Here is a 26,551-nt window from a genome sequence, read left to right on the forward strand (position 1 = left end):
GCGACCGAAACCCCGAAAGGACCGATCGTGAACACCCGCCAGCCTACCGCCGCACCAGACGCCGAGGCCGAACGGAAGCGCCTCGCCCGCGCGGGCGTGATCGCCCGGCAGCTGGACCAGATCGCCCCCGGTACCGCCCGCGTGCGGACCGTTCCCGTGACGACCGACCGCGACGGCGAGCAGCGCGTCGCGACGTGGGTCGCCCTCGACGACGCCCTCGGCGGGCCGGTCGAGGCCGACCGCGAGGCGCACCGTGCCGCCCGCGGCCTGCTGCTGCGGATGTTCCCCGCCGCCGACTGGAGTCGCCCGCACGTCTACGACGCGATCACGGGCGACCTCGCCCTCGACGAGCCGGCCATGCCCGAGGAGCTGCACCGATGATCCGCCCCACGCTCACCGCCGACGGCCTCGCCGTCCGTCTGCCGATCGCCGACCGCGCCGAGCAGCTGCTCGACTCCCTCGCCCTCGCGTTCGCCGAGCACCCCGACGACGTCGCCGCCCTGCTCACCACGCACGCCGCGAACGTCGTCCGCCTCGATCACGCCGTCGTGAGCGAGGACATGCCCGAGTACGAGCGGGCGATGCGCGCCGCCGCCGCCGACGGGAGCCGCGAGGCCCTGCTCGCCGAGGCGCCGACCGCCGACAACCTCGACGACCTGCTCGGCCCCGACGACGCGCTCACGCTCGCCCGCCGCATCACCGGCCTCGCCGTACACGCCGACCCCCGCGCGGGCCGCATCACTCGCCGCCTCGCCGCACGCTTCCGCCGCCACCGCACGAACAGGACCACGCGCCCGTGACTGTCACTCCCCTGCACCCCGGCCGCCCGCACACCGAGCCGCCCCTGTCCCTGTCCGACGCCCTCGCACGCGTTCAGGTCACCTACGTGCCCCCGCCCGCGGGCATGCCCGAGGACGCCCCGCGCATCTTCTCTGTGGTCAACGCCGTCATGCGCGACACGGTCCCCGTCGGCAAGAACCAGGAGAACCAGCAGCAGCGGTACAAGTTCCGGGGCATCGACGACGTCATGTCGGCCATGGCCGGGCCGATGCGCGCCCACGGCCTGTTCATCCTGCCGAGCATCGCCGAGCACCGCGCCGAACGCCGCGGCGACAAGATGACCCACGTCGTGATCACGATGCGGTACCACGTATACGGGCCCGCGGGTGACTGCCTGGTCGCGGACGTGCCCGGCGAGGCGAGCGATTTTGCCGACAAGGCCACCAACAAGGCTCAGTCGGCCGCCCTTAAGTACCTGCTGTTCACCGTGTTCATGATCCCCGTGGACGGCCGCAGCATCGACGACGGCGACCGCGAGCACCCCGTCGAGCCGACGGCCGAGCACCGCGCCGAGCGCGAGCAGCGCCAGCAGCAGCGGCGCCAGCAGCGCGGGCAGGGACAGCAGCGCCAGCAGCAGCCGCGCCGCAGCAACCGCGCCGAGCCCGGACCGTGGGAGCGGTCGCCCGGCCAGCAGCAGCGACCGGCGGGCCCGCGCCGCGACTACCTCGTCGAGGCACGGAAGGCGCCGACGCCCGAGGCGTTCGCGAAGGTGCGCGCCGCCGCCGTCGCCGACGGAGCCCCCGACACCTACCTCGCCGAACTCGACCAGGTCGCCGAACAGAAGCGGAAGGCCGCCCAGCAGCCGCCCCAGGCCGGGCAGCAGCGCGAGACGCCGCCCCAGGCCGAAGAACACGTGATCGCCGTCGGCGAGCTGTTCGACGCCGCCCGCAGCGCGGGCGTGACCGACCGCGCCGAGGTCGAGCAGCTGTTCAGCTCGCGCCACGGCGTGAAGCCGACCGAGGCCACCGTCGAGCAGCTGCGCGAGATGCGCGACGACCTGCTCGACGCCGCAAAGGGGGCGAGCGCATGACGGGCGAGCAGCCCGCCGCCGAGCAGCCGGTCGAGTCGCTGCGCGACCTCGCCACCGAAGAGGCCGTGTTGAAGCTGCTCGCCGAGCGCGTGGCCGCCGCACAGAAGGACGTCAAGGCCCGCACACAGAAGGCCCTCGACGCCGCCGCGAAGCGCGACGGGACCGAGCGCGTCGGGGCGTTCCTCCCCGACGGCGAGCAGGTCGCCACGATCTCACTCCGCAAGGGCGAGACGGGACCGGTCGTCAAGGACATGGAAGCCCTCGCCCGATGGGTGCGCCAGCAGTGGCCCGACGAGGAGTGGACCGAGACCCGCATCGTACGGACCGTCAAAGACTGGAAACTCGCCGAACTGCTCGCCGAGATGGACGCCGCCGGCGCGGCGAAGCTGGTCGACAAGGTGACCGGCGAAGTCCTCGACGTGCCGGGCGTGAGGATCGAGCCCACCCGCGCGCGCACGCACGCGATCACGTGGCGCACGGACGGACGGGCCAAGGTCGCCCAGGCGTGGCGCACGGGCGCCCTGTCCAAGCAGCTCGCCGCCATCACGGCGGGGGGTGACGCCGCATGACGCGCACCCTCGACAAGGCCGCGCAGCTGATCGCCGAGCGGTTCACGGACGTGCCCGGACAGCTCGCCCTCGACGAGGGCGACACGCTGCGCGTCGGTTCTCTGTGCAGCGGGTACGGCGGCCTCGACATGGCCGTGTGCGACGTCCTCGGCGCGTCCGTGGCGTGGCACTGCCAGTACGACCCCGACGACAAACACCAGTACGCCGCGCGCATCCTCGCGCACCACTGGCCGGACGTGCCCAACCACGGCGACGTGACGGCCGTTGAGTGGTCGGACGTCGAGCCGGTCGACGTCCTGACCGCCGGTTTCCCGTGCCAAGACGTCAGCCTCGCAGGCAAGCGCGCGGGCGTCGTCGGCGACACCGTCGTACCCGCGGGCGTCATGGCGTGCGGTAACTGCCGGTGGGGCGACCACGACCACGCGACGTGTGAAGCGGCGTCGCCGTCCGGCGCCGTCCCCTCGCGCCTCGCCGGCATGGCCGCCGCCGCCGCGGTCGCCGAACTCAACGCCCGCGACCTCGCCGACCCGGCGGGCCCGCCTCCCGAGCGCGTGATCAAGGGAACGCGGTCCGGCCTGTGGTTCCACGTCGCCCGCGCGATATCCGTACTCCGACCCCGATTGGTTGTGATCGAGAATGTGCGCGGACTTCTCTCCGCCAAGGCCGTTCGCAGTGTGGGACCAGACGGCGCGCCTGTGGATGAGGACGACGGAGACGCCGACACTCTTCGAGCTATCGGCGCCGTACTCGGCGACTTGGCCGACCTCGGGTTCGATGCGGAATGGCACGTGCAGCGCGCATCCGACGTCGGGGCCCCGCACCAGCGCGAGCGCGTTTTCATCATCGCGTGGCCTGCTGCCGACCCCGACAACGAGCGAGTGGAACGGGCCGGGGGCCCCGGACGGGAACCGCAACGACACGTTGCGGGCCCGCATCCGGCAGCTGCCGACGCCCAGGGCGAGGGACAGCAAGGGCGTGGGGTACGAGGACGGCCTACCGGCGGTCGTGCAGCTGCTCAAGACCCCGACCGCGCAACTCGCGGTGAACGGGGGGTCGCAGCACCCGGAGAAGAGGAAGCGGGGCGGGCACGGTCCGACGCTCGCGGACGAGGTCGAACACCTGCTACCGACACCGACCGTGGCGGACTCCCGGGGAACGAGAACCCGGCGACTGGACGGGACGCCGTACGGGCAGGGGAACGGCGAGACGCTGACGGACGCCGCCAGGCTGCTGCCGACGCCGAGGGCGAGCGACACGGGGACGCCGGGCCGTCGGGCAAGCGAGGGGTTCCGGCCGCCGCTGTCCGAGGTCGTGCTACCGATGTTCCCGACGCCGAGGGCGAGCGACGGCACCAAGGCGAGCCCGAACCAGAAGTACGGCGACGGGACGCCGACTCTGGCGAACGCGGCGGCCTCGATTGGGGCCCCTACGGCCCCGCCGTCGAGCGGTGGGAAGCGGTCACGGGCCGACCGGCACCCCGGCCAACTGACGATCGAGGCCGCCTAACGGCCGCGTTCGTCGAGTGGATGATGGGATTGCCCGCAGGCCACGTCACGGCCGTGCCAGGCCTGTCCCGCCCCGCCCAGCTCAAGGCGTTGGGGAACGGCGTCGTGCCCCAGCAGGCCGCGTACGTGCTGCGCTTCCTGCTGTACCGCGCCGGTATCGCCGAGCGGTTCGGACTGGCCGCGTGAGCGCCACCACGCCCGTACAGGGCGTTCCCGCCGGTCTCGCGGTCGCGTTCGCCAGGCGCACCCGCGAGGCCGAGGGCGGACACCGCGAGTGGACCGGCACCCCCGCCAAGGGTGGGGGCCGGTTCCAGCACAAGGGCACCCCGTACACGGCGTTTCAGGCCGCGTTCATCCTGCGCACCGGACGACAGCCCGTCGGCACCGTCAAGCCGTCGTGCGACGTGCCGACGTGCTGCTCGCCCGCCCATGTCGACGACCAGGAGACCAGGCAGCGCGACCGCGCCGCCCTCGCCGCCGTCAAGGGCATGGAGCACCGGCCGCCGAAGTGCGACCACGACCAGGCCGTACACGGCCGCCACCGTGCCGACGGCAAGCGGTACTGCGCCGAGTGCAACCGGCTTTCCAGTAAGCCGAGTTGCGAGCACGGAAACCCGCAGTGCCGCGACTCCCAGGTACGGCCGTACCCGTGCGGGCCGCGATGCGACGAGCACCAGCCGGCCCGTACCCGCCCGTACTACTCCGCCGCATGACTGCCCCGGGGCGAGGACGAGCCGCCGCGCCCCTCGCCCCGGGCGCCCCACTCAAGGAGCACAGCCCCCGTGACCTGGTTCAAAGTCGACGACACGTTTTACGGGCACCCGAAGACGCTCAAGGCCGGTAACGCCGCCGTCGGCCTGTGGGTCAAGGCCGGTGCCTACGCCGCCCAGCACCTCACCGAGGGCGTTGTACCGGGCGTCGTCGCCCAGCTGTACGGCACCGCACCGCAGGCCCGGAAGCTGGTCGCCGCCGGTCTGTGGCACGAGCACGGCCACACGTGCCCGCACCCGAAGTGCAAGCAGCCGGCCCCCGGCGACTACTACATGCACGACTTTCTGATCTACAACCCGACCCGCGCCAAGGTCGAGGACGAGCGCGCGAGGGCCGCCGACCGGCAGCAGCGGGCCCGCGAACGCGCCGCCGAGCAGCGGAACCAGGAGCGTAATCCGTTCGATTCGTCGGCGAATCGTCCGCGAATCGACGACGATCCGTCGCCGGAAAATCGCGAACCGTCCGCGAATCAGATCGAGTTCCCGGAAGACATCGCAGGTCAGGAGTGGTCGTCACAGCGTGACGGTATGGACCCGTCACGGTCCCCCCGACCCGACCCGACCCGTCCCGCTGTACCTCCTACGGAGGTACAGCAAGCTAGCTACGGCTCGACCCCCGCCGTGCCGCCGAACCTTCGGCCGTTGCGTGACGCGCTCACCGCGGCGGGCGTCGTCGTCGAGTGGTCCCTCGCCGAGGCCGAGTGGTTCCGCCTTGAGGCGATCGTGAAGCGGACGGCCGTCCCCGCCCTGGTCGACCACGCCCGCGAGCAGTGGCGCCGCGCCCGTTCCCGCCCTCGCAGCGTCCGGTACTTCCTGCCCGGCTGGACCGCGCTCCCGCCTGTCCCCACCGGTGCCCCGACCGCGCCCGGAGCCGACGTGATCCCCCTCGATGCCGCCCGCCCCGGCCGTGTGCAGCGCGCCGCCGACCTGTTCCGCACGGCCGCCCTCGACGACCCCCAGGAGTCCGCCCAGTGAACCGCCGCGAAGTCGCCGCCCTGCTCGCCTACGCCGTGAAGCTGGACCCCCGCAGCGCCCCGGCCGACCAGGCCGCCGCCGACGAAGTCCTCGACCAGTGGGCCGACCTGCTCGCCGACGTGCCGCCGACCGCGCCGCACCCCGCCGGACGTCACTGGGACGCGTCACAGGTCGTACGCCACCACATCGCGACCTCGCCGTACCCGATCAAGCCGTCGGACGTGTCGCGTCCGTGGCACGCGTTCCGCCGCGACGTGGTCGACCGGCACCACGACCCCGTTCCGGCCGTCGACCCGGACGACCCCGAGGCGTACCGCGCCGCCCTGGTCGCCACCCGGCACGCCGTCGCCGTCGGTGCCGCACCGGCCGCGACGTTCCGCGAGTTGACCGGCGGGCCCGCCCCCGACGTCGCCGAACGCCTCGCCGCCCTCGGCGAGTACGTCCCGCGCAGCGTCGCCCAGGCCCTCGCCGAGTTCCGGCCGCGCCGAGCCGAGCGCGAGCGCCGCGCCGTCGAGGGACTGCCCGACCCGCTCGACGTCGCGTGCCCGTACGAGCAGTGCCGCGCCCGCAAGGGCGAGCCGTGCGTCAACTACCGCCGCAACCCGCGCAGCAGCGCGCACCCGTCCCGCCTCGACCTCGCCACCGCCCACCGCTACGCATCGAAGGAGCCGGCCGCATGACGTCCGCCCGCAAGCACCCCGACCGCGCCCCCCACCGCCGCCGCGCCTCGGCGACGGACCGCACGAAGAACACCAAGTCGTTTCGCGTCACGGGATCGTGGGACAAGAGGCCCGACCGGCCCGCGATCAAGGTCACGTCCGACAAGCACGAACGCGACCGCGTCGCCCGCGAGATGTCCGAGCAGGGCGCGTACGTGATCGTCGAGAAGCACCGCGGACACGGCCTGTGGCGCACGCTGTACGAACTCGACGGGCCCGCCCTGGTCGCCGAGCGCCGCGCCGCCGAGCAGGAGCAGCGCCGCCAGGCCGCCGAGGAGCGGCACCGCGCCGAGCAGGCCGAGGCCGCCCGCCTCGCCGCCGCCGAGCAGTCCGAGCGCGACCGCGCCGACCTCGCCCGGCTCATGGTGCGCCCGCCGGTCGCCCGCGAGCAGTGCGGACGCCGCGACGCCCGGCACGTCACCGGGGCGCAGCGATGATCCCGCCCGCCGCCGTCGCCGTCGTGCGCGCCGCCGTCGAGATCACCCTCGGCAACGGCCTACGGAATGCCGGGGACATGGCCGAGCAGGTCGTCGAGGAACTTACGGCCATGGGGTGGACTATCACTGCCGCCGAGCCCGACACCGACCGCCCAGCAGCCGCATAACGCCTCGCAGGGGGCGGGAATCCGAACGTTCCGCGCCGCCCCCCGCGATGTATCTTCCATCCATGGAAGGCACGAGCCGACCATGGAAGAACATTCGGAACGACCTACATCCTGACGGAGGTACATCCATGGACCGGCCCACCCCGGCCGCACGGTTCGCCGACAAGGTGAACACCGCCGGCCCCTGGTCACTCCGCCGGAACTGCCCCGGCCCCTGCCACCTGTGGGACGGCGCCCAGAACGAAAAGGGCTACGGCACGTTTTGGGTCGACGGCCGCACCGTCAAGGCCCACCGCTACGCCTACCAGCAGGCCAACGGCCCCATACCCACCGGCCTCGAAGTCGACCACCGATGCCGCCGCCGCGAGTGCGTCGCCCCCGGCCACCTCGAAGCCGTCACCCACCGCACGAACATCCTCCGCTCGACGAACCACGTCGCCGCCCGCGCCGCCGTCACGCACTGCCCCGCCGGCCACGCCTACGACCAGGCGAACACCATCCGCGCGAAGAACGGGACGAGGAAGTGCCGGGCGTGCAAGAACGCGTCCGCCCGCGCCGCCCGCGCCGCAAAGCGCGAGGACCGCCGCGCCGTCGTCGAGCCCATCCGACCCCGTACCGCCCCCACCCTCGAAAGGGCCGCGTAACCCATGAGTGGCGACACCACCATCACCATGACCGGCAACGTCGTTGCCGACCCCGAACTCAGGTTCACCCCGTCCGGCGCCGCCGTCTGCAACTTCCGCATGGCCAACACACCCCGGAAGTTCAACCGCCAGACCAACGAATGGGAGGACGGCGAGCCGCTGTTCCTCGGCGTGGCCGTGTGGCGCCAGCAGGCCGAGCACGTCGCCGAGTCCGTACAGCGCGGCATGCGCGTGATCGTCGTCGGCCGCCTCACACAGCGCCAGTACGAGGACCGCGAGGGCAAGACCCGGTCGTCATACGAGATTCAGGCCGAAGAGGTCGCCCCATCCCTGCTGCGCGCAACCGCGGTCGTGACCAAGGCCGGAGGAAACCAGGGCGGCGCCCAGCAACAGCAGGCGCACGGCTACAGCCAGGCCCAGGGCGACCCGTGGGCGACCGGCGGACACAGCAACGAGCCCCCGTTCTGATCGGGCCCCCGCGACCGGCGCGCGTCCGGTCGCGGGCCCGCCCGCGCGCGCGAGCAGCACCTCGAACCCCTCGAACCCGAGACAGGAGCAACGCCCCGTGACCCGCATTCCCGACGCCGTCACCGTCGCGTCCCTCGACACTCACCGCCTGATCGTCACCGTGCCGAACGAGGGCCCGGCCGACATCGCGTGCAACCTCCCCCGACCGGTCGCCGCTCACATCCTGCGACAGCTCGTCGACGGCCTCGACAGCCCGGCCGGACGCTGCTCGACCGCCGTCGCGACCGGCCACCCGTGCCCGATCCATGACGCGCCCGCCTCGCCGTCCGAGGCACCGCTCGCCGCGAGCACACCAGCGCAGCGCGCCGCCGGCGAGGCCCGGCAGTGCCTCGCGTTCAACGCCGACCAGCAGTCACCGACCCTCGCATCGCTGCGCGACCTGCTGCTCGACACCGAAGCGCGCACCCCCGCCGCCGCCCTCACGACCGCGTACGTCCTGCTCGCCGCCCACACCCGCGAACTGTCCGCCCTCGCCAAGGAACACACCGACGCCACCCGCACCCGATGGGGCGTCACCCGCAGCACGCGCGGCCTGCTCACCGGCAAGGACAGCATCCGGAAGCTGCTCGACAGCCTCGCGACCGCCCTCGACGAGCAGGCCGACCAGTGACCGGCGCAGCGTGGGCGATCGTCCTCGCCCTGGTCGTCGCGTCCGGCGTGCCCCTCGGCCTGTGGGCATGCCGACGCGACCCCGGCCCCCTCGCCCGCAACCGCGCCCGCGACGCCGACCGCGCCCTGTTGCGCCTCGCCAAGGGTGAGGGCCCATGCCCCCGCGGCTGCGCCACATGCCGAGTGCTCACCGAACGCGCCCAGGAGAACGACAGATGACCACCACCACCGAGCCGCGCCGACGGCACTCCCGCACCCGAGGCCGCGACCACGAACGCCGCGACCGGCGGGCCGCCCTCGACGTCCTGCTCGCCCGCGCCGAGCGGGGCGTGTTGTCCCGCGCCGAGGCCGTCGTGTTGCGGCAGTACGTCACCGAGGAGATGCGCACCGCCGACGACAGCCGCAAGGCCAACGCCGGAACGACGCGCGCCCTCGACCGGCACCGCGCCGCCGCCGACGCCGCGATCGTCGAGGCCGAGCGCAGCGCGAAGGGGTGGGAGGACACCGCCCGCACCTACGCCGCGAACATGGACAGCGCCCGCGCCGCCGTCGACCGCGTGCGCACCCTCGCCCGCCGTATGCGCGCCGGTTCCCCCCAGGGCGCCGCCGCCATCTACGCCGAGCGCATCGAACAGGCCCTCGACGACGACCGCGACGCCCTCGCCCCCGAGGCGACCGCCATACACGCAGCGTTCGCCGCCGTCGCCGAGTCTCCCGAGGCCCGCCTCGCCGAGCAGCAGCGCGACCACGACATCGCCCTCGCGACCGCCGAGCACCGCACACGCCGCCTCGGCGCCACGATGCAACGCACCGTTGACCACTACCGCGAGCAGGCCAAGGCCGCCGAGCAGCGCCTCGCCGCCGTCCGGGCCGTTCTGCCCACGGAACCCCGGCCGCGCCTCGGACTGCCGAACGACCTCGCGTACGCCAACGGCACGCACGACCTCGCCGACGCCGTACGGGACGCCCTCGACACGGCGGGCCGGTCGTGACCGAGCAGCCGACCCCGCCGACGGCCGTCGACCCCGAGCAGCTGCGCGCAGCCGGCGAGCAGCTGGGCGCCGCAGTGCGCGCATGGGTCGAGGCCGTCGCCCCCGCCGTCCGGGCCGCCGCCGAACGCCTCGCCACCCTCGGCGAGCAGCTGCGCGAGGCCGGAGTCATCGACGACCAGGGCGCCCCGCGCCACCGTGACCGGCCCGCGTGGCAGTCCCCGTACGGGCCCGCCCGCACCCGCCGCCGCCAGCACTGAGCACAGGAGCAGCCACCATGACGACCACCCTCGCCCCCGCCGCCCCGCCGGTCGCCCACCGCGCCGCCGTCGACCTCGCCGCCGTGCGCGAGCAGTGGGGCGACCTGCTCGCCGCCATCGGCCGACGACCGGCCGCCGAGTGGCCGCCGCGCGAGTGCGCCGGGTTCCTCGACCAGCTCGCCGCCGCCGACCGCGCCGAGGACGACGAGCAGCCGGTCGAGGCCGTCGTCGGCCGGCTCCCCCTGCTGTTGCGCGAGCACCCGGCCCCGCTCAACCTCGACGCCCTCGACGCTGCGACCGAGGTCGAGCGCGAGCTGTTCGACCTCGCCGACGTCGTCGCCGAGCAGGTGCAGCGCCCCGTCCGACCGGCGCGCGACAGCCGGGGCCGGTTCGTCCCCGACCAGGCCGACACCGCCGACCCCGCACGGTGGCACCCGCCCACGCACCGCGACGCCGGACCGGCGAGCGCCGCCTCGGCCGGTAGCCGGGCGTTCGGGCTGCACTGGGCCGCCGTGTGGCTTGAGGGCCGGGCCCTCGGCGAGGAGTACGGCGACCTGTTCGAGCCGATGCCCGCCCGCCTGCTCGACGAGGTCGCGGCGACCGCGAGCCGGGCACGCCGCACGGTCGAGCGGGCCCTCGGCCGCGACGGCCGCACGACGGCCCTCGCCGAGGCATGCCCGTGGTGCGGGGGGAGCCTGACCGGCCGGACCCGTCCGGGCGGCGAGCCGGTCGTCAGCTGCTCGACCGGCGCAGCGTGCACCGCGCCCGCCGACGGCCGCCGGTCGGGAGTGTGGCGGGGGGCCGACCTGGTCGCCCTGTGGGCCGCCCTCGCCGACGCCCGGCAGCGACCGGCCGCGTAGGGCCGGACCCAAGTCGCCGGGGGCGCCGGGCAGTTGCCCGGCGCCCCCGTTGTGAACTGACTTGTGATCCGGCTTGTGAAGTCGCTTCAGAAGTGGCTACAGTGGTCACACCGCGGCGGACCTCACCCGCCACCACCGACCAAGGGAGCGACCCCCGATGAACACCAACCGCACGCGCTACCACGTGGGCTTTCACGAGATCGGCCTCGACTCCGAGTACCGGGTCGAGTGCATCGGCGAGGACTTCGGGATGATCTTCGCGTGGCTCGAAGGGGACATCTCCGGAGTCGCCGAGGACGTCGAGGACGACGCCCCGTTCGACGAGCTGTACGCCCGCCTCGCCAGCTGCGACACCGTCGCCGAGCTGGTCGGCGAGCACACGGTCGACGCGTTCGTGTTCTTCGTTCGCCCCGTGACCGACTGCGGGTGCCCGTGCGACTGCGCCGAGACCGGACGCGCCGAGGAGTGCGACGGCACCCACCACCGCGAGGCCGCCCCCGAGCCCCAGCTCGCCGAGCCCGACGCCGAGGGCCGTTCCACGTTCGAGTTCAACGGCGACACGTTCGCCGTCTTCAACACGGCCAGCAAGCCCCTTGACGGGTACTGGGCCGTCGCCAAGATCCCCGCCGAGGGCGACATCTACCCCAGCCGCGACTACCTGTTCTCGGGCATCAGCACCCGCGAGAACGCGTTCGCCCTCGCCGTCGAGAAGCTGCGCCCCACCCGACTGATCACGTTCCTGCCGCGCCTCGGTCTCACCATCAAGGACGACGAGGAGACCCGCGACGCGTACGCGTACCCGACCGTCGACCGCGACGGGTGGGTCTGCGCGTGGTCGAGCTACGGGTACGCCGTGGTGTTCGAGGACCGCGTCGAGCGCGGCCACGTCTGGCCCGGACGCCCCATCGAGGCGAGCGTCACGGGGGCCGACGGCCGACAGCACGACCTCGACGGCGAGTGGAAGTTCTTCGAGCAGGCCGTCGCCGCCGTCCGCGCCCACGTCCTCGACGCCCGCGCCTGACCGACCACCGAGGGGGCGCCCCGCGCGGGCGCCCCCACCCGAAGGGACACCCGATGTTCGTCGAGTTCTTCCCCGTGGTCGTGACGGCGTACCCCGCCGACGAGGATCACGCCCCCCTGCTGGTCGACCCCGCCGCCGCCCGCATGGTGCGCGCCGACCAGGTCGCCGACGGCGACACCGTCCTCGCGTCGTTCAGCGGCCCCCAGGGCCGCATGCCCGCCGCCGACTACTTCAACGACCAGTACACCGCCCGCCCCAAGCCCTACGACCCGACGTGCGGCTGTGGGTCGTGCGCCACCATGGCCGACCACGAGGGCCCCGTCGTCGACCTCGGCGACGACAACCCGTGGGACGTGTGCGACCCGTGGCCCGCCGCCGATCCGGTCCTGATCATCCCCGCCGCCTGACCGCCGAGGGGGCCCGCCCGCCGAGGGCGGGCCCCGCCGAGGAGCGAACCCCTGTGGAGACCTACGCAATGCGCGGCGCCGCCCGCAAGACGACCGGTCACTACCGCCGCCCCGGAACCCAAGAGCTGTACTGCGGGCGCCTCGCGGGCGGGCGTAACTGGATCTTCGCCGCCGTGCGCGGGTGGCACCTGTGCAAGCGGTGCGTACGGGCCGAGGCCCGCGACCGCGCCGAGGCCGAGGCCGTCGCCGCCCAGTGGCGGACCGAGGCCGAGGTCGAGGCCGTCGAGCCCGCCGGCATGCTGAGGACGCCCTCGCCGTGGCGACCGCGCCGCCCCGAACAGCTCACCCTCGACGGCGTACCGCACGCGCCCGAACAGGTCGCCCTGTTCGCCGCCTGACCGCCTCGCCCGCCCTCGCCCGAGGGCGGGCCCGACCACCGACAGGAGCACCACCACATGAGCACCAGCGACCACCAGCAGCCCGGCCCCGACGAGGGCGAGCCGGAAGCCCGGCCGCTTTCGTCGGTCGAGATCAGCCGACGCGTACGGCGCACCCGGACGGCGAGCGACCGGCCAGCAACCGAGAAGTTCCGCGACCAGCTGTTCGCCCTGATCACGGAGCACGAACGGGAGGTCGTCGCCGAGCGCGCCCTCGCGGGCGACCCGAACCCGACCGACGCCGACCCCCTCGAATACGTCTACGAGATCGCCGAGCACTACGCCCAGCGCGAGCAGCGGACCGGCTACCTCGCCCAGCTCGCCGACGAACTCACCCTCGACGACGTGCGCGCGCTGCGCCTGGCAGGGGAGGCCGCCAAGGCGGCGACGCCGTTGGTCGTCATGGCCGAGACCAACCGCGGTAAGGAAGTTCCGCAGATCGCCGAAGAGGTCGGCCTTACCGAGTCCCGGGTGTACGCGATTCTGCGCGAGCAGCGGGCCGCCGACCCCGACGGAGTCAGCCCGCCCACCACCGACGAGCAGTAGGCCCGCACACACAGCGGGCCCGCCCGGTTCCTCACAAACCGTATGGGCGGGCCCTGACCACCAGATCGGAGCGACCCCTACCGATGGCTACCGCCAACCCTACCCAGCAGCCGGCCAAGGTTCCGAACCTCCCGCCCGAGGTCGGCCGGTCCCTGTCCGTGCGCATCCTCGACGAAGGGATGTGGGACGACTTACGCGTCATCATGCAGACCGGTTGCGACGCGTCCGCCGCCGTCCGACAGGCGTTGCTCATCCTCGCCAACGTGTACGACGGAGCATGGAAGCGCGGGATCGTCCCGACGGGCGTCGCGCCCGAGATCGTGACGGCGAACGTCAAGCCGCACCGGCCCGTCCGACAGCCTGACCAGGACGTATGACAGCCGCGCGCCCCGCTGTACGACACGGCGGGGCGCGTGCGCGCGTCCGGACGCGAGGGCGTCATGCGCCCGCGCGCGGGCGTCATACAAGCCGCTTGCGCCGTTATCGTTCCGTGACCTAAAGTGGGGCCCGTCTTCGGCGTGCCCGCACACGGACGCCCTACCCCGAACGCCCCGCCGCTCCCCCCGTAAGCGGCGGGGCGTTCGCATGCTCGCGGGAGGTGACCGCCCGTGGGACGACCCATCGACGACCGCGACCGCGAGCAGGTACGCGAGCTGCACGCCCAGGGCAAGAGCAGGAACCAGATCGCCCGAGCGATCCGCCGGTCGCCGTCGACCGTGTCGAAGATCGCCGGATCGTTCGAGCCGCCCCTCACGTTCGACCGCGCCGCCGAGGTCGCCGTCGCCACCGAAGTACGCCGCGCCGACCTCGCCGCCCGCCGCGCCGCCCTCGCCCTCGCGCTGCAAGGCGACGCCGAGCAGCTGCGCGCCCAGCTGTGGGCCCCCACCACGTACGGCGAGTTCGCAGGCAAAGAGGGCACGTGGCAACAGGTCGACCTCGACCGGCCACGGTTCGCCGACCAACGCCAGATCATGAGCGCCACCGCGACGGCCGTCGCTCAGTCCCTCAAGCTCGCCCCGGTTGAGGGCGGCGAGGGAGCCGAGCAGGTCAAGAGCATGCTTGGCGCCCTCGGCGACGCACTGACGCGCGCAGCCGGCGACGACGACGCCGACGGGGGCGCCGACGGGGGGTGAGCCGGTGCTCGACCTCGACCGTCTGCCCCTGTCCCGTAAGCAGCTGCGCAGCATCGGCCAGGCCACGGCACGAATCAACCTGTGGCACGGCAGCGTCCGAAGCGGGAAGACCATCGCGAGCCTGCTCGCGTTCGTCATCGCCGTTGCCACCGCGGGCCCGTCCGGCCTGATCATCGTCTGTGGCCGGTCGCTGCAAACGATCGAGCGGAACGTACTCGAACCCCTGCAAGACCGCGCCCTGTTCGGTCCCCTCGCCCGGCATGTCGTGCACACCCGCGGGGCGACCACCGCGACGATCCTCGGCCGCACAATCCACCTGATCGGCGCCGCCGACGCCCGCGCCGAGGGCCGGCTACGTGGCCTTACCGCGCAGCTCGCGTACGTGGACGAGGCGACGCTACTCCCGGAAGGGTTCTGGACTCAGCTACTCGCCCGCCTGTCCGTTCCCGGCGCCCGGCTGTACGCGACCACGAACCCCGACTCGCCCCGGCACTGGCTCAAGACCGGGTACATAGACCGCGCCCACGAACTCAACCTCCGGGCGTGGCACTTCAAGCTGCGCGACAACCCGTCGTTGTCGCCCGAGTACGTCGCCGACCTCTCCGCCGAGTACGTCGGCCTGTGGCGTAAACGCATGATCGACGGCGCGTGGTGCGTCGCCGAGGGGGCCATCTACGACATGTGGGACGAGTCCCGGCACGTCGTCAGCGAACTGCCCACCATGCGCCGTCACCTCCTGGGCGTCGACTACGGCACGACGAACCCCTTTTCCGCGATCCTGCTCGGCGAGGGAGTCGACGACCGGCTGTACGTCGTCGGCGAGTGGCGCCACGACTCCCGCGCCACACACCGCAGCATGACCGACGCGCAGTACAGCGCCGCACTGCGGAAGTGGCTCGCCGCCCTCGACGTGGTCCCCGAGTGGACGTTCGTCGACCCCTCGGCGGCGTCGTTCTCAACGCAGCTGTGGCAGGACGGACACCCCGGCCTCGCCCGCGCCTCAAACGAGGTCGCCGACGGCATCCGATCCGTGTCGAGCCTGCTCGCCGCCGGTCGCCTGCTCGTACACGAATCGGCCGAGGGACTGCTCGACGAACTGCCCGGCTACAGCTGGGACCCCAAGGCCACCGAACGCGGCGAGGACGCCCCGTTGAAGGTGGACGACCACAGCGCCGACGCGTTGCGCTACGTGATCCACTCGACCGCCCACGAATGGCGGCACCTGCTCACCCTCGCCGCGTAAGGAGCCACCCCGTGGCCGCAACGTTCACCCTGCCCGTACACCTGACCGTCGGCGAGCACACCGTCGAGGTAGGCACGCTCACCCTCGCCCCCGGCGAGCAGCTGCGCCCCGCCCTCGCCGACCTGTTCCGCCGCGCCGCCGACGCGTGCGAGGCCACCGCACAGGAAGGGGGCGACGATGACACTCCCTGAGAACGGCGCAGCGTGGCCGCCCCCGGCGTGGGCCCCGTACTTCGCCGAGATGCGCCTCGACGACGCGTGGTACAGCGGCGACCGGCGTCGCCTCGCGCGCGTCTACGGCAGCCACCCGCGCCCGACGGAACGCCGCCGGCTGTGGGGGCGTCGCATCGAGCAGCGCCCCGGACGGCCCGAGCACCGCCTACACGTGCCCCTCGCCGGCGACATCGCGTCGACCTCGGCCGACCTGCTGTTCGCCGACATGCCGACGATCAAGGTCGACGACAAGGCGACGCAAGACCGGCTTGAGCAGCTGCTCGACGAGGGGCGCGTACAACAGACGTTGCTCGGCGGCGCCGAGCAGGCCGCCGCCCTGTCCGGCGTGTTCCTCCGTGTGACGTGGGACCGCGACCTTGTCGACCGGCCCCTGTTGACCGTGTGCCAGCCCGACGGAGCGATCCCCGAGTTTCGCTTCGGCATGCTGCGCGCCGTGTCGTTCTTCCGTGAACTGCCCGGCTCGACCGAGGCGACCGTATGGCGCCACGTCGAGCGGCACGAGTCCGGCCGCATCGTGCACGCCCTGTACCAGGGCACGCGCGACAACATCGGCCGCGCCGTCCCGCTCGCCGAGCACCCCGAGACGGCCGACCTGGTCGGCTCCCTCGGCGAGGACGGCGTCAGCATCGCGACCGGCATCCGCGACCTCACGGCCGCGTACCTCCCCAACATGCTGCCCAACCGGCTGCACCGAGGGAGCCCGATCGGGCGCAGCGACTACGCGGGCGTACACGACCTGTTCGACGCCCTCGACACCACGTGGACATCGTGGATGCGCGACATACGGCTCGCCCGCGCGAGGCTGATCGTCCCCGACGGTTACCTACGCGACCACGGGGCCGGACAGGGCGCGTCGTTCGACGACGACCGCGAGGTCTGGCACTCCCTCAAGATGCCGCCGAACGAGGGCAGCGGGATCACGCTGAACCAGTTCGAAATCAGGGTCGAGGAGCACCGCGCCACCGCCGAAGCGCTCACGCACCAGGCAGCACAGGCCGCCGGGTACAGCCCGCAGTCTTTCGGCCTCGACGGCGACGGAGCAGCGATCACCGCGACCGAGGTCGACAGCAAGGACCAGCGGAGCATGGTCACCCGGAAGAAGAAAGCCGGGTACGCCCGCCACCCCCTCGCCGACATGCTGCACGTCATGCTGCAAATCGACGCCGCACAGTTCGGCAGCAGGATCACGCCCACGCGCCCGCGGGTGGAGTTCGGCGACGGCGTCGCGGAGTCCGAGCAGACGACGGCGAGCACGCTCGACCTGCTCAACCGCGCCGGGGCCGTGTCGACCGCGACGAAGGTCAAGATCCTTCACCCCGAGTGGGACGACACGGCGGTACAGGCCGAGGTAACGGCGATCCTCGCCGAGACCGGAGCAGCCGCGCCGGACCCCGTCGGGAACTTCCCCATGGCGGCGTGACCGACGGGGGGTGAGCCGGTGCCCATTCACCCGGGCATGGTCGAACCCCTCGCCGACCGCACGCGCGACCTGTACGCCGAGGCCGAGGCGCGCCTGTTGGGCATCATCGCCCGGCAGCTCGCCGCCGGCCTCGACGCCCCAGGGTGGGCCGAGCGCAAGCTCGCCGCCGTCCAGCAGCTACGCCGCGCCTCACAGGCCGTTGTCGACGAACTCGGCAAGGCCGTGACGCTCGAAGTGTTCGACGCGGTCGCCTCGGCGTACAACGAGGGACACCGCGCCGCCGTCGCCGAGTTGGGCGCCCTGTCCGACGACGCCCGCGCCCTGGTCGACGACGTCACCCCGAACGCACAGGCCGTCGACCGGCTCGCACAGGAAACGGTCGACGTGGTCACCTCGACGCACCGCTCGATTCTGCGGGCCGTCGTCGACCGGTTCCGGGCGATCGTCGCCGAGGTCACCGCCACGCCCCTACTCGGCACCGGCACCCGCCGACAGGCCACCCAAGACGCCATGCGCCGGTTCGCCGACGAGGGCATACGCGCGTTCACCGACCGCGCCGGGCGCCGATGGCAGCTCACCTCTTACGCGGAAATGGCCGTGCGCACCAGCGTGGCCCGCGCCGCGACCGAGGCGCACATGCGGACCCTGTCCGACGCCGGTATCGACCTGGTGATCGTGTCCGACGCCCCGCGCGAGTGCCCGCTGTGCCGCCCGTGGGAGGGCCGCGTACTGGCCATCGACGGCCCGACCGGCGAGCGCACGGTCGAGGTCGAGCACGCCCTCGACGATGGCCGCATGATCCCGGTACGGGTCGCCGGAACCCTCGACGAGGCCCGCCTCGCCGGGCTGCAACATCCCAACTGCCGCCACTCCGTCAGCGCCTACACCCCAGGTCTGACAGTGCCTGAGCAGGCCACCAGCGACCCCGACGGGTACGAGGCCGGACAGCGACAGCGGGCGATCGAGCGGAACATCAGGAAGTACCGGCTCCGCGAGGCCGCCGCCGTCACGCCCGAGGCGCAGCGCGCCGCACGGCTCAAGGTCAGGCAGTGGCAAAGCGCCATGCGGTCGCACCTCGCCGCACACCCCGACCTACGCCGGTTGCGGCACCGCGAACAGCCGGGCGCGTCGAACCTCCCCGAGAAGCGGACCGAGGCGACGCCCGAGCAGGTCGAGGCCGCACGTGTGTGGTCGGGAGACGCGCAGACCGTACGGGAGATGAGCGACGACCAGCTCGCCGCCGCCGAAGGTTCCCGCCTGCTCGACGGCCGCGCCCGCGCGAGGATCGAGGCCGAGGCCGACCGCCGCGACCTCGACGACCTGCTCGGCCGCATCCGGCCGGGCGGCACCCTCGCCGACGACCTGACCGGGTTCAGCGACACCGAACTCGCCCGCGTGTTCGGCCACCTCGACGACGGCGACGCACTGCGCGTCATGGCGGAGATGGACCGGCGCGACCTCGCCACCCGCCTACCGGGCGTGTCCCCGGACCTGGTCGGCCTGTCCGACCACGACCTCGCCGCGCGCGCCCGCGACGCCGACCCGGACACGCTCGCCCTGGTCGCCGCCGAGGCCGGTCGCCGCGACCTGCTCGCCCGCCTGTTCCCCGGCGGGCAGCTGCTCGGCGACCTGTCCGGCGTGGGCGACGACGAACTCGCATGGTGCATGCAGTACGCCACCAGCGAGGAACTGCTCAGGATCGCCGCCGAGATGGACCGGCGCGACGCCGTCGACATGCCGCAGCCGGCGGGCACGGGCGACGCCGTCGCCGACCTGCTCGCTGACCGCGACGCCCTCGCCGAGGCCATGGCACCCGCGCCGGACCCGGAGGAGTGGGGGCGCCTCGCCGACGACGAGACGTTCGCCGCCGAGGCCGCCGCCCTCGCCGCCGCCCAGGACGAGGACGGAGGCGAGAGGGACGAGCGGCACACGATCACTCGCCGCGAGGCCCGCGCCCTGTACGACGAGTACGTGTATCGGCAGTACATACAGGCCGAGAACGATACAAACGGCTACCTGCTGAACAAGAAATCTCGCGCCTCCGGGATCAACCCGGTTTCCTTGTTCAGCGGGCCCGCGCGCATCGCGTACGCGCGCGCGTCCGACGAACTCAAAGAGTGGTGGAAGGAACACGGCCGACTCACACAGGCCGAGTTCATCGAGCAGGTAGTCGGCAAGCCCCAGCGATGGGCCGACGGCGCCCGCAAGAACGAATCGGACCAGCAGGCCAAGCGGTAGGGGGCGCAGCGTGGGCACGCGCGAGGACATCGTCAGGGCAGTTGAAGCCGGCCGCGAGGCCGGACGGAACGGCGAGCCGCCGACCGCCTGCCCGTACCCGAGCACGTCAACGCTGCGTACCGCATGGATTCGCGGCTATGCCGAGACCCGCCCCGTGTCGTCCCAACCGGAGACGACCAGCTAGCACCACCGAGAGCACCGCCCCGAGGGGGCCCGCCAGGCGCGGGCCCCCTTTTGCATGCCCTGACACGCGGAGCGCCAGGCGCGCGCCGCCCTGACTACGGCTCCAGGAGGGCCCTATGTCCACCCCGACCCCGTCCGCCCCGACCGCGCCCGCCGCACCGGCCGCGCCGCAGGCACCGGCCCCCGCCGCGCCGACCGCGCCGCCGACGCCCGCGGCACCGGCCGCCGCGCCGACCGCGCCGACCGCGCCGACCGCGCCCGAGGGCGGCGAACCGCAGGACGTCGCGAGCCTGCCCGCATGGGCCCAGAAGCTCATCACGGACACCCGCGCCGAGGCCGCCAACTACCGCACCCGCGCGCAGTCCGTCGAGCAGGGACAGCAGCCCGCCCCGCCGACCGCGCCGCAGGCACCGGCCGACGCCCCCGAGGGCGACGTAACCCGACTCCCGCAGTGGGCCCAGCGCGCCATCACGGACGGACAGACGGCCGCCCGCCGCGCCGCCGTACAGGCCGCGATCATCCAGGCCGCGCCCGCCGCCGGGGCCGACGTCGCCCGCCTGCTCGACTCCCAGTCGTTCGCCGCCGCCGTCGCGAGCGTCGACCCCGCCGACACCGCCGCGATTCAGCAGGCGATCACCAACACCCTGACCGCACAGCCGTGGCTCGCCGTCACGCCGACCGGGCCCGCCCGCGGGGGCGCCGACTTCACCAGCACCGGAGCCGGCGAGGTCACGCCCGAGCAGTTCGCCCGCATGTCCTACGCCGAGCGCGTCGAGCTGCACCAGTCCGACCCCGACACGTACCGGCGCCTCGCCGGTTCCTGACCGCGCCCGGCACCGCGCCGGGCCCCCACGCCCGGCGACCGCGCCGGAGAAAGTGAGCAGCAGCAATGCCGCAGACCACCGCCGCCGCGATGATCGTCCCCGAGGTATGGGGCGACATGGCACAGGCCCAGTTCCTCGGAAAGGTGCGCGTCGCCGGTTCCTCGGCCGTCATCGACGACAGCACCCTCGAAGGTGCGCCCGGCGACACGATCCACTTCCCGAAGTGGGGCGCCCTCGGCGAGCTTGACGAACTGTCCGAGTCCACTCCCATGACGCCCACCGCGATGTCGACCGACGACGCCACGGCGACGATCAAGGAAGTGGGCAAGGCCGTCGAGATCACCGACAAGGCGCGCCTTGTCTCCCTCGGCGACCCCGAGGCCGAGGCCCGCCGTCAGTTCGGCGTCCTCGCCGCCCGCAAGGTCGACGCCGACCTGATCGCCCAGGCGCAGAAGGACGAGACCGCGCAGGGCGGGGGCAACCCGTTCCGGTTCAGCACCGCCGCCGGTAAGACCAAGTTCACATGGCTTGACGCCATGGTGCCCGCCATCGGGCAGTTCGGCGACGAGTGGGAGCCGGACGACTTCGCCGGTCTCTACATCAACAGCGTGCAGCTAGGCGAGGCCATGGCCGACCCGCAGTTCGTCGACGCGTCCAAGCTGGGTTCGGGCGAGTCCGCCGCCGTGACCGGCAGCATCGGCCGTATCGGCGGCGTGTCCGTGTTCGTGACGAACCGTGTCACGGCCGGAAAGTTCCTGCTCCTCAAGACGGGTTCCCTCGGCCTGCTCTACAAGCGGCGCCCGCTGGTCGAGTCCGACCGCGACATCCTCGCCCGCTCCACCGTCGTGACCACGACCCTTCACTACGCCGTGAAGCGGCTCGACGATCGCGGCGTCGCCGTCGGCACCCTCGCCACCACCTGATCAGGAAGGAGGGCGCCGCCGTGCTGCTGCGCCGCTACCACCCCCGTGACCCCGACGAGTCCGACACCGAGTCGGACGAGCAGGAGGTCACCACCGACGCCCCGCAGGCCCCGAAGCCCGCGGGGCGTTCGCGTTCTGGCAAGAGCGCGAAGGAGGGGTGACCGGTGGCCCGGATCTACGCCACCCCCGAGCAACTGACGGCGTGGACCGGGCAGCCGGCCCCGACCGACGCCGAGCGCCTGCTCGCCCGGGCGTCCGAGGACATCGACGACGCCCTACTCACCGCCTGCTATCCCACCGACGCCGCCGGAATGCCGACCGACCCGGCGATCGTGCAGGCCCTCGCCGACGCCACGTGCGCGCAGGTCGAGTACCAGCTCGCCACGGGCGACGACGGCACGGGCGCGGCGGGCCGGTGGGGAAGCGTGTCCATCGGCCCCGTGTCGCTCGGCGACCGCCGCGACTCCCCACAGGCCGCCGCCGACGTCGACCTCGCCCCCCGCGCCCACCGCGCGCTCAAGCGGGCCGGACTGCTGCCGGGGGTGATCTGGTGAACGTCCCCCGATGGCTGCTGCGGCACCGGATCAAGGTCGAGCCGTACCTCGGCGACAGCGCGTACGGCCCGCAGTACGGCCCGCCCGTCGAGGACGTGCCCGCCCTGGTCGCCGAGACGATCCGGACCGTGCGCGACCGCGAGGGCCGCGAGGTCACCAGCACCGCGCAGATCATCGCCGAGCCCGGCCTCAACTGCCCGGCCGAGTCGCGGATCACCCTCCCCGACGGCCGGACCACCCGAGCGATCAGCGTCGCTCAGCACACCGCGCCGGGGCTCCCGGTGCCGCAGTCCACGGAGGTGAGCGCCGAGTGACCCAACGGACCCGGCTCCGATGGAACGGGGCCGCCGCCATGCGCGGCACCCGCGCGGGCGCCGTGCGAGGTCTGCGCATCGCCGCCGAGCACGTCCTCGCCGAGTCACGCAAGATCGTGCCGATTGAAGAGGCCACCCTCGAACGGTCGGGCGTGGCCACGGTCGACGAGTCGTCGCTCACGGCCGCCGTGGCGTACGACACCCCGTACGCGATCAGGCAGCACGAAGAGATGAACTACCGGCACGACGCCGGTCGCTCGGCGAAGTACCTCGAACGCCCCCTCACGCAGGAAGCGGGCAGGGTCGCCGAGATCATCGCGGCGCAGCTGCGGAGGTCACTCCGTGGCTGACCTCGACCCGCTCGACGGCGTCGCCCGCCTGCTCGCCACGCGCGGCCTGGCCACCTACGACCCGACCGGCACAACCGGCGATCTGTTCGTCGAGGTCATGCCGCCCGCGCCCGATGCCGCGGTCGCCCTGTGGCTGTACGACGGCGAGGCGCCCGACACCCGCAACGCCTACGACACCCCGCGCCTACAGGTGCGCGTACGCGGCGGGCCCGACCCGCGCGTCTCCCGCCGCCGCGCGTGGGCGATCTACAGCGCACTTCACGGCCTCGCCGGCGTCGAGTTGCCCGACGGGACGTGGCTTGTCCTCGCCGCCGCGCGCGGCACCCCGGCCCCGATGGGGCTCGATTCCACCGGCCGACACGAACACGTCGTGAACTTCGACCTCGACGTGTCGGCCCCCACCGACCACCGCACCGAATAGGAGGCCCCTACGTGGGACGCCCCATCGACGCCCGCGGCTGGGAATTCGAGGTCGAGACCGACACCGCAGGCACGTTCGTGCGGATCGGCAACCTCACCAGCTGGACCCACAACCCGGGCGAGAACGAAGAGACCGCCGACACGACCACCTTCGACAGTGACGGCTATTACGAACAGGACGTGATGCAGCGCGGCGCGACGATCGAGGTCAGCGGCCTGTACGCGGCGACGTCCGGCACCCGCGACCGCGGACAGGACTACATCGACAAGACGTGGGCGTACAAGTTCGGCGAGGAGTCGCGCGGGACCATGCGGTACCGGCACACCTCGCAGACCGAATGGACCGTGTGGGAATGCACGGTCACGCCCGGCGAGACCGGCGGCGAGACCAACGCCAAGACCTCATGGGGTGCGACGTTCACCCGGTGCGGCGCCCCGACTACCGCCGCGGTGGTGACGACGCCGTGACCGAGCCCCTGATCGAGCAGGCCGAGGGCGAGGTCGTGGTCGCCGACTTCGACGCGTTTTTCGCCGAGCAGGCCGAGCCGGAACGCAAGGGCGTACCGCTCAAGCTGTACGGCCGCACGTACACCCTCCCGCCGACCCTGCCCGCCCTGTTCACTCTCCAGCTGCACCGCGTGCAGCACTCCGCCCGCCCCGACGACATCCGGCGCCTGCTCGGCTCCCTGTTCGGCCCCGACGCCGTCGACCACTGGACCGAGGCGGGCATGTCCGACCGTCACCTCGGCATCGTCCTTCTGTGGTCGACCGCCAACGTCGCCGAGCCGGGCGCCGTGTCCATGGAACGCGCCGCGCAGCTGTACGACGAGCGCGAGGCCGCCAAGGGAAAAGCGGCGGCGCGGCGGGCCCAGGGCAAGCCCCGCCCCAAGGGCAAGGGCAAGCCGCGGAGTTCTGGCAAGCGGTCGTAGCCAACTGGGGCGCGGTCGAGTCCGACCTCGCCCAGACGTACAGCCTGTCGGCCGAGGACATCGCGCGCCTGTCCACGCGCGCGTTCCTGGTCCGTCTGTCCGGCCTCCCCTCCGAATCCCGGTTCGCGCACGCGTGGCGGAACACGCCCCGCATGGTGACGGACCCCGACGAGATCGCCCGACTCACGGGGCGGTGATCAACAACCACAACTGAATAGCGCGCGGCGCGCGCCGATGGGGGGTGCTCCTTGTCCCTCACCATCGGCGAGCTGACCGGTTTTATCGACCTCGACGACTCTGGGGCACAGGCCGGAGTCGACCGCACCGAGGCCGCTCTCGCCGGTCTCCAGCGCGACACGGACGGCCGGTTGCGCGACATGCGCGGCCGGTTCGTCGCGGCCGGCGCGGAGATGGGCGGCGCCCTCGGCGACGGTATCGGCGGGGGCGCCGAGGAAGCCGGGCGCGGCCTGGCCGGTATCGGCCCGCTGATCGGCGCGGCGGCGACCAGTACGAAGCTGCTCGCCGGCGGCGCGGTCGTCGCGGCGGGCGCCCTCGCCGCCGTCCCACTGGCCGTGATCGGCCTCGGCGCGAAAGTCCTCGCCGAGAACGAGCAGGTCAAGGGCGCGTTTACCGACCTTGGCGAGCACGTCAAGGGGCGAATGCAGGAACTCGCCGCCCCGCTGGTCGAGCCGTTCGTCAACGCGGCTGACCAGCTGGGCGGCATCTTCGACGACCTCGCCCCGCAGATCGGCGCCCTGTTCGAGGGCGTCGCCCCGCTGGTCGAGCCGCTGGTCGACGGCATCGGCGCCCTCGCCAAGGGCGCAATGCCCGGCCTGGTCGCCGCTGTTGAGGCCGCCGGGCCGGTCATCGACGCACTGTCGACTGGCCTCGGCGCGGTCGGCGACGGCATCGGCGGGTTCTTCGAGGGCGTCGCCACAGGCGCCGGGGGCGCGGCCGAAGGACTCGGCGGCCTGCTCGGCGCGGTCGGCGAGATCCTGCCCGCGCTCGGCGGCCTGATCGGTTCCCTCGCCGAGGCGGGCGGGCCGGTCCTGTCCGCCCTCGCGGGCGCCCTCGGCCCCTTGGTGTCGTCCCTCGCGGACGCCCTCGGCCCCGCCCTCGCCTCCCTCGGCCCGCCGCTCGCGCGGCTGGTCAAGGCACTGGGCGACGGACTACAGCCGATCGTCGATGCGCTCGGCCCGGTGCTCGCCGCCGCGGCGGACGCATTCGGCGTCCTGATCGACGCACTGTCGCCGATCCTGCCCGTCATCGGCGAGCTGGTCGCGTCGCTGCTGCCCGCCGTCACGCCGCTGCTGACGGCCCTCGGCGACGTCATCGCCCAGGCGGCGCCGGTCGTCCTGCTGCTGGTCGACGCGCTCGCGGGCGCGCTTCGGCCGATCATCGCGCAGCTGCCGGGCCTGGTCGCTCCGTTCGCCGCAGTCCTCGGGGATCTTGCGGAAACGGTCCTGCCGATCCTCGCCCGGCTGATCGTCGCCCTGTCGCCGGCCCTCGCCACGGTCGGCGAGGCGTTCGGGCAAATCCTCGTCGCCCTCGCCCCGCTACTGCCCGCCATCGGCGAGCTGCTGATCGGCGCCCTCACGGCGCTTATGCCGATCATCGAGCCGCTGATCGGCCTGGTGGGACAGCTCGCGTCCATCCTCGCGAACGGCCTCGCCGCCGTGATCGAGCAGGTGGTCGTACCGATCATCGGCGCCATCGTCGCGCTGCTGCAAGGCGACTTCGGCAAGGCGTGGCAGTTGGCCAAGACGGCCGTATCGAACGCCGCGAAGCTGATCGGCGAGGCCGCGACCAGACTCGGCGAGTGGGTCGGCAAGGGCATATCCGCCGCCGTCGACTGGATCAAGGGACTGCCCGGCCGCGCGTACAACGCCCTCGCCCCGCTCGCCGGGCAACTGCGCGACCGCGCGGTATCCGCCCTGCGCAGCTTCAAAGACTCGATCGTCGCAAAGGCGGGCGAGGCTATCGCGTGGGCCCGAGGACTGCCCGGCCGGATCTCCTCGGCGATCGGGAACCTCGGCTCCCTGCTGGTCGACAAGGGCAAGGACATCGTTCGCGGCCTACTCAACGGCGTTAAGAGCATGGGCGGTTGGCTCAAGTCGCAGTTGATCAGCTTCGCGAAGAACATGATTCCCGGCCCGATCGCCGACGCCCTCGGCATCGCGTCGCCGTCCAAGGTCATGGCGCGCGACGTGGGCCGCTGGATTCCCGCCGGCCTGGTCAAGGGCATTCAGGGCGGCGCCGGGGCCGTGGACCGCGCAATGTCCAGCCTGGTAACCCCGCCCGCCGTCCCGTCCCTCTCGCCCGCCCTCGCGGGCGCGGGCGCGTACGGCTCACCCTTCGCCGCCGCCTCGACCGGCGGCGCCCTGGTGCACGTCGAGCACTGGCACGCCGCCGAGAACGGCACCCCCGACGACAACGCCCGCGCGCTCGCGTGGCTGGCCAAGGCAAGGGGGTGA

At 73.0% G+C, this 26,551-nt stretch carries 38 protein-coding genes; all 38 read left to right on the top strand.

What is annotated here, in order from left to right; all coding sequences use genetic code 11:
• Positions 1-27 precede the first annotated feature (27 nt).
• Positions 28-381 (top strand): hypothetical protein, encoded by a 354-nt coding sequence (locus tag AQJ67_RS33545; protein WP_244190661.1) that lies wholly within the window; start codon positions 28-30, stop codon positions 379-381.
• Positions 378-800, top strand: coding sequence for a hypothetical protein (locus AQJ67_RS33550; RefSeq protein ID WP_079056309.1), 423 nt, complete (start codon positions 378-380; stop codon positions 798-800). Before AQJ67_RS33545 ends, AQJ67_RS33550 begins: the two co-directional genes overlap by 4 nt.
• Positions 797-1,870, top strand: a complete 1,074-nt coding sequence (locus tag AQJ67_RS33555; RefSeq protein ID WP_062723123.1) for an ERF family protein — start codon at positions 797-799, stop codon at positions 1,868-1,870. The genes AQJ67_RS33550 and AQJ67_RS33555 overlap by 4 nt, the downstream gene beginning before the upstream one ends.
• On the top strand, positions 1,867-2,439 hold the full coding sequence (locus AQJ67_RS33560) for a hypothetical protein (protein WP_062723124.1): 573 nt from the start codon (positions 1,867-1,869) through the stop codon (positions 2,437-2,439). Before AQJ67_RS33555 ends, AQJ67_RS33560 begins: the two co-directional genes overlap by 4 nt.
• Positions 2,436-4,130, top strand: a complete 1,695-nt coding sequence (locus AQJ67_RS49720; RefSeq protein WP_244190662.1) for a DNA cytosine methyltransferase — start codon at positions 2,436-2,438, stop codon at positions 4,128-4,130. Before AQJ67_RS33560 ends, AQJ67_RS49720 begins: the two co-directional genes overlap by 4 nt.
• Positions 4,127-4,657: a hypothetical protein gene (locus AQJ67_RS33575; RefSeq protein WP_062723127.1), complete on the top strand. Its 531-nt coding sequence runs from the start codon at positions 4,127-4,129 to the stop codon at positions 4,655-4,657. Before AQJ67_RS49720 ends, AQJ67_RS33575 begins: the two co-directional genes overlap by 4 nt.
• Positions 4,658-4,726: 69 nt before the next feature.
• The gene (locus AQJ67_RS33580; protein ID WP_062723128.1) at positions 4,727-5,689 is read left to right on the top strand and encodes a hypothetical protein; all 963 of its coding nucleotides are present in this window, start codon (positions 4,727-4,729) and stop codon (positions 5,687-5,689) included.
• Complete coding sequence (locus AQJ67_RS33585) at positions 5,686-6,369, top strand: zinc finger domain-containing protein (RefSeq protein ID WP_062723129.1); 684 nt, start codon at positions 5,686-5,688, stop codon at positions 6,367-6,369. Before AQJ67_RS33580 ends, AQJ67_RS33585 begins: the two co-directional genes overlap by 4 nt.
• The gene (locus AQJ67_RS33590; protein WP_062723130.1) at positions 6,366-6,845 is read left to right on the top strand and encodes a hypothetical protein; all 480 of its coding nucleotides are present in this window, start codon (positions 6,366-6,368) and stop codon (positions 6,843-6,845) included. The genes AQJ67_RS33585 and AQJ67_RS33590 overlap by 4 nt, the downstream gene beginning before the upstream one ends.
• The gene (locus AQJ67_RS45930) at positions 6,842-7,012 is read left to right on the top strand and encodes a hypothetical protein (protein ID WP_208615088.1); all 171 of its coding nucleotides are present in this window, start codon (positions 6,842-6,844) and stop codon (positions 7,010-7,012) included. The genes AQJ67_RS33590 and AQJ67_RS45930 overlap by 4 nt, the downstream gene beginning before the upstream one ends.
• Positions 7,013-7,140: 128 nt before the next feature.
• Entirely contained in the window at positions 7,141-7,656 is a 516-nt protein-coding gene (locus AQJ67_RS33595) for an HNH endonuclease signature motif containing protein (RefSeq protein WP_062723131.1), read from the top strand.
• A gap of 3 nt (positions 7,657-7,659) precedes the next feature.
• On the top strand, positions 7,660-8,124 hold the full coding sequence (locus AQJ67_RS33600) for a single-stranded DNA-binding protein (protein WP_062723132.1): 465 nt from the start codon (positions 7,660-7,662) through the stop codon (positions 8,122-8,124).
• 97 nt (positions 8,125-8,221) lie between these two features.
• A complete protein-coding gene (locus tag AQJ67_RS33605) occupies positions 8,222-8,794 on the top strand; it encodes a hypothetical protein (protein WP_062723133.1) in 573 nt (190 codons plus the stop codon).
• On the top strand, positions 8,791-9,012 hold the full coding sequence (locus AQJ67_RS33610; RefSeq protein ID WP_062723134.1) for a hypothetical protein: 222 nt from the start codon (positions 8,791-8,793) through the stop codon (positions 9,010-9,012). The genes AQJ67_RS33605 and AQJ67_RS33610 overlap by 4 nt, the downstream gene beginning before the upstream one ends.
• A complete protein-coding gene (locus AQJ67_RS50265) occupies positions 9,009-9,785 on the top strand; it encodes a hypothetical protein (protein WP_062723135.1) in 777 nt (258 codons plus the stop codon). The genes AQJ67_RS33610 and AQJ67_RS50265 overlap by 4 nt, the downstream gene beginning before the upstream one ends.
• On the top strand, positions 9,782-10,042 hold the full coding sequence (locus AQJ67_RS33620) for a hypothetical protein (protein ID WP_062723136.1): 261 nt from the start codon (positions 9,782-9,784) through the stop codon (positions 10,040-10,042). Before AQJ67_RS50265 ends, AQJ67_RS33620 begins: the two co-directional genes overlap by 4 nt.
• A 17-nt stretch (positions 10,043-10,059) precedes the next feature.
• Positions 10,060-10,902, top strand: a complete 843-nt coding sequence (locus AQJ67_RS33625) for a recombinase zinc ribbon domain-containing protein (protein ID WP_062723137.1) — start codon at positions 10,060-10,062, stop codon at positions 10,900-10,902.
• A 157-nt stretch (positions 10,903-11,059) separates the two neighbouring features.
• The gene (locus AQJ67_RS33630) at positions 11,060-11,923 is read left to right on the top strand and encodes a hypothetical protein (protein WP_062723138.1); all 864 of its coding nucleotides are present in this window, start codon (positions 11,060-11,062) and stop codon (positions 11,921-11,923) included.
• Positions 11,924-11,976: 53 nt separating this feature from the next.
• The gene (locus AQJ67_RS33635) at positions 11,977-12,330 is read left to right on the top strand and encodes a hypothetical protein (protein ID WP_062723139.1); all 354 of its coding nucleotides are present in this window, start codon (positions 11,977-11,979) and stop codon (positions 12,328-12,330) included.
• 53 nt (positions 12,331-12,383) lie between these two features.
• Complete coding sequence (locus tag AQJ67_RS33640; RefSeq protein ID WP_159058876.1) at positions 12,384-12,728, top strand: hypothetical protein; 345 nt, start codon at positions 12,384-12,386, stop codon at positions 12,726-12,728.
• A gap of 57 nt (positions 12,729-12,785) precedes the next feature.
• On the top strand, positions 12,786-13,313 hold the full coding sequence (locus AQJ67_RS33645) for a hypothetical protein (RefSeq protein WP_062723141.1): 528 nt from the start codon (positions 12,786-12,788) through the stop codon (positions 13,311-13,313).
• Positions 13,314-13,396: 83 nt separating this feature from the next.
• The gene (locus AQJ67_RS33650; RefSeq protein WP_062723142.1) at positions 13,397-13,690 is read left to right on the top strand and encodes a hypothetical protein; all 294 of its coding nucleotides are present in this window, start codon (positions 13,397-13,399) and stop codon (positions 13,688-13,690) included.
• A gap of 231 nt (positions 13,691-13,921) precedes the next feature.
• On the top strand, positions 13,922-14,446 hold the full coding sequence (locus tag AQJ67_RS33655; RefSeq protein WP_062723143.1) for a helix-turn-helix domain-containing protein: 525 nt from the start codon (positions 13,922-13,924) through the stop codon (positions 14,444-14,446).
• A 4-nt stretch (positions 14,447-14,450) separates the two neighbouring features.
• A complete protein-coding gene (locus AQJ67_RS33660; RefSeq protein WP_062723144.1) occupies positions 14,451-15,689 on the top strand; it encodes a PBSX family phage terminase large subunit in 1,239 nt (412 codons plus the stop codon).
• Between the two features lie 11 nt (positions 15,690-15,700).
• A complete protein-coding gene (locus tag AQJ67_RS33665; protein WP_062723145.1) occupies positions 15,701-15,880 on the top strand; it encodes a hypothetical protein in 180 nt (59 codons plus the stop codon).
• Positions 15,867-17,342, top strand: coding sequence for a phage portal protein (locus AQJ67_RS33670; RefSeq protein ID WP_062723146.1), 1,476 nt, complete (start codon positions 15,867-15,869; stop codon positions 17,340-17,342). The genes AQJ67_RS33665 and AQJ67_RS33670 overlap by 14 nt, the downstream gene beginning before the upstream one ends.
• A gap of 18 nt (positions 17,343-17,360) precedes the next feature.
• Positions 17,361-19,580: a phage minor capsid protein gene (locus AQJ67_RS33675; protein WP_341846180.1), complete on the top strand. Its 2,220-nt coding sequence runs from the start codon at positions 17,361-17,363 to the stop codon at positions 19,578-19,580.
• A 10-nt stretch (positions 19,581-19,590) separates the two neighbouring features.
• Entirely contained in the window at positions 19,591-19,764 is a 174-nt protein-coding gene (locus tag AQJ67_RS50495; RefSeq protein WP_341846181.1) for an Rmf/CrpP fold protein, read from the top strand.
• 115 nt (positions 19,765-19,879) lie between these two features.
• Positions 19,880-20,587: a hypothetical protein gene (locus AQJ67_RS33680; protein WP_062723148.1), complete on the top strand. Its 708-nt coding sequence runs from the start codon at positions 19,880-19,882 to the stop codon at positions 20,585-20,587.
• Positions 20,588-20,652: 65 nt separating this feature from the next.
• Entirely contained in the window at positions 20,653-21,510 is an 858-nt protein-coding gene (locus tag AQJ67_RS33685; protein ID WP_062723149.1) for a phage major capsid protein, read from the top strand.
• Positions 21,511-21,530: 20 nt separating this feature from the next.
• Entirely contained in the window at positions 21,531-21,671 is a 141-nt protein-coding gene (locus tag AQJ67_RS47895) for a hypothetical protein (protein WP_159058877.1), read from the top strand.
• A gap of 3 nt (positions 21,672-21,674) precedes the next feature.
• Positions 21,675-22,064 (top strand): hypothetical protein, encoded by a 390-nt coding sequence (locus AQJ67_RS33690; RefSeq protein WP_062723150.1) that lies wholly within the window; start codon positions 21,675-21,677, stop codon positions 22,062-22,064.
• A complete protein-coding gene (locus AQJ67_RS33695; protein WP_062723151.1) occupies positions 22,061-22,378 on the top strand; it encodes a hypothetical protein in 318 nt (105 codons plus the stop codon). Before AQJ67_RS33690 ends, AQJ67_RS33695 begins: the two co-directional genes overlap by 4 nt.
• Positions 22,375-22,728, top strand: a complete 354-nt coding sequence (locus tag AQJ67_RS33700) for a minor capsid protein (RefSeq protein WP_079056311.1) — start codon at positions 22,375-22,377, stop codon at positions 22,726-22,728. The genes AQJ67_RS33695 and AQJ67_RS33700 overlap by 4 nt, the downstream gene beginning before the upstream one ends.
• On the top strand, positions 22,721-23,149 hold the full coding sequence (locus AQJ67_RS33705) for a minor capsid protein (RefSeq protein ID WP_062723152.1): 429 nt from the start codon (positions 22,721-22,723) through the stop codon (positions 23,147-23,149). The genes AQJ67_RS33700 and AQJ67_RS33705 overlap by 8 nt, the downstream gene beginning before the upstream one ends.
• Positions 23,150-23,160: 11 nt before the next feature.
• Positions 23,161-23,616: a phage tail tube protein gene (locus AQJ67_RS33710; RefSeq protein ID WP_062723153.1), complete on the top strand. Its 456-nt coding sequence runs from the start codon at positions 23,161-23,163 to the stop codon at positions 23,614-23,616.
• Positions 23,613-24,077 carry a hypothetical protein gene (locus AQJ67_RS33715; RefSeq protein ID WP_063807389.1) on the top strand — a complete coding sequence of 155 codons (465 nt, stop codon included), beginning with the start codon at positions 23,613-23,615 and terminating at the stop codon, positions 24,075-24,077. Before AQJ67_RS33710 ends, AQJ67_RS33715 begins: the two co-directional genes overlap by 4 nt.
• A gap of 248 nt (positions 24,078-24,325) precedes the next feature.
• Positions 24,326-26,551 carry a phage tail protein gene (locus AQJ67_RS47900; protein WP_062723155.1) on the top strand — a complete coding sequence of 742 codons (2,226 nt, stop codon included), beginning with the start codon at positions 24,326-24,328 and terminating at the stop codon, positions 26,549-26,551.

Source organism: Streptomyces caeruleatus (assembly GCF_001514235.1).
GTDB classification, from domain to species: Bacteria; Actinomycetota; Actinomycetes; order Streptomycetales; family Streptomycetaceae; genus Streptomyces; species Streptomyces caeruleatus.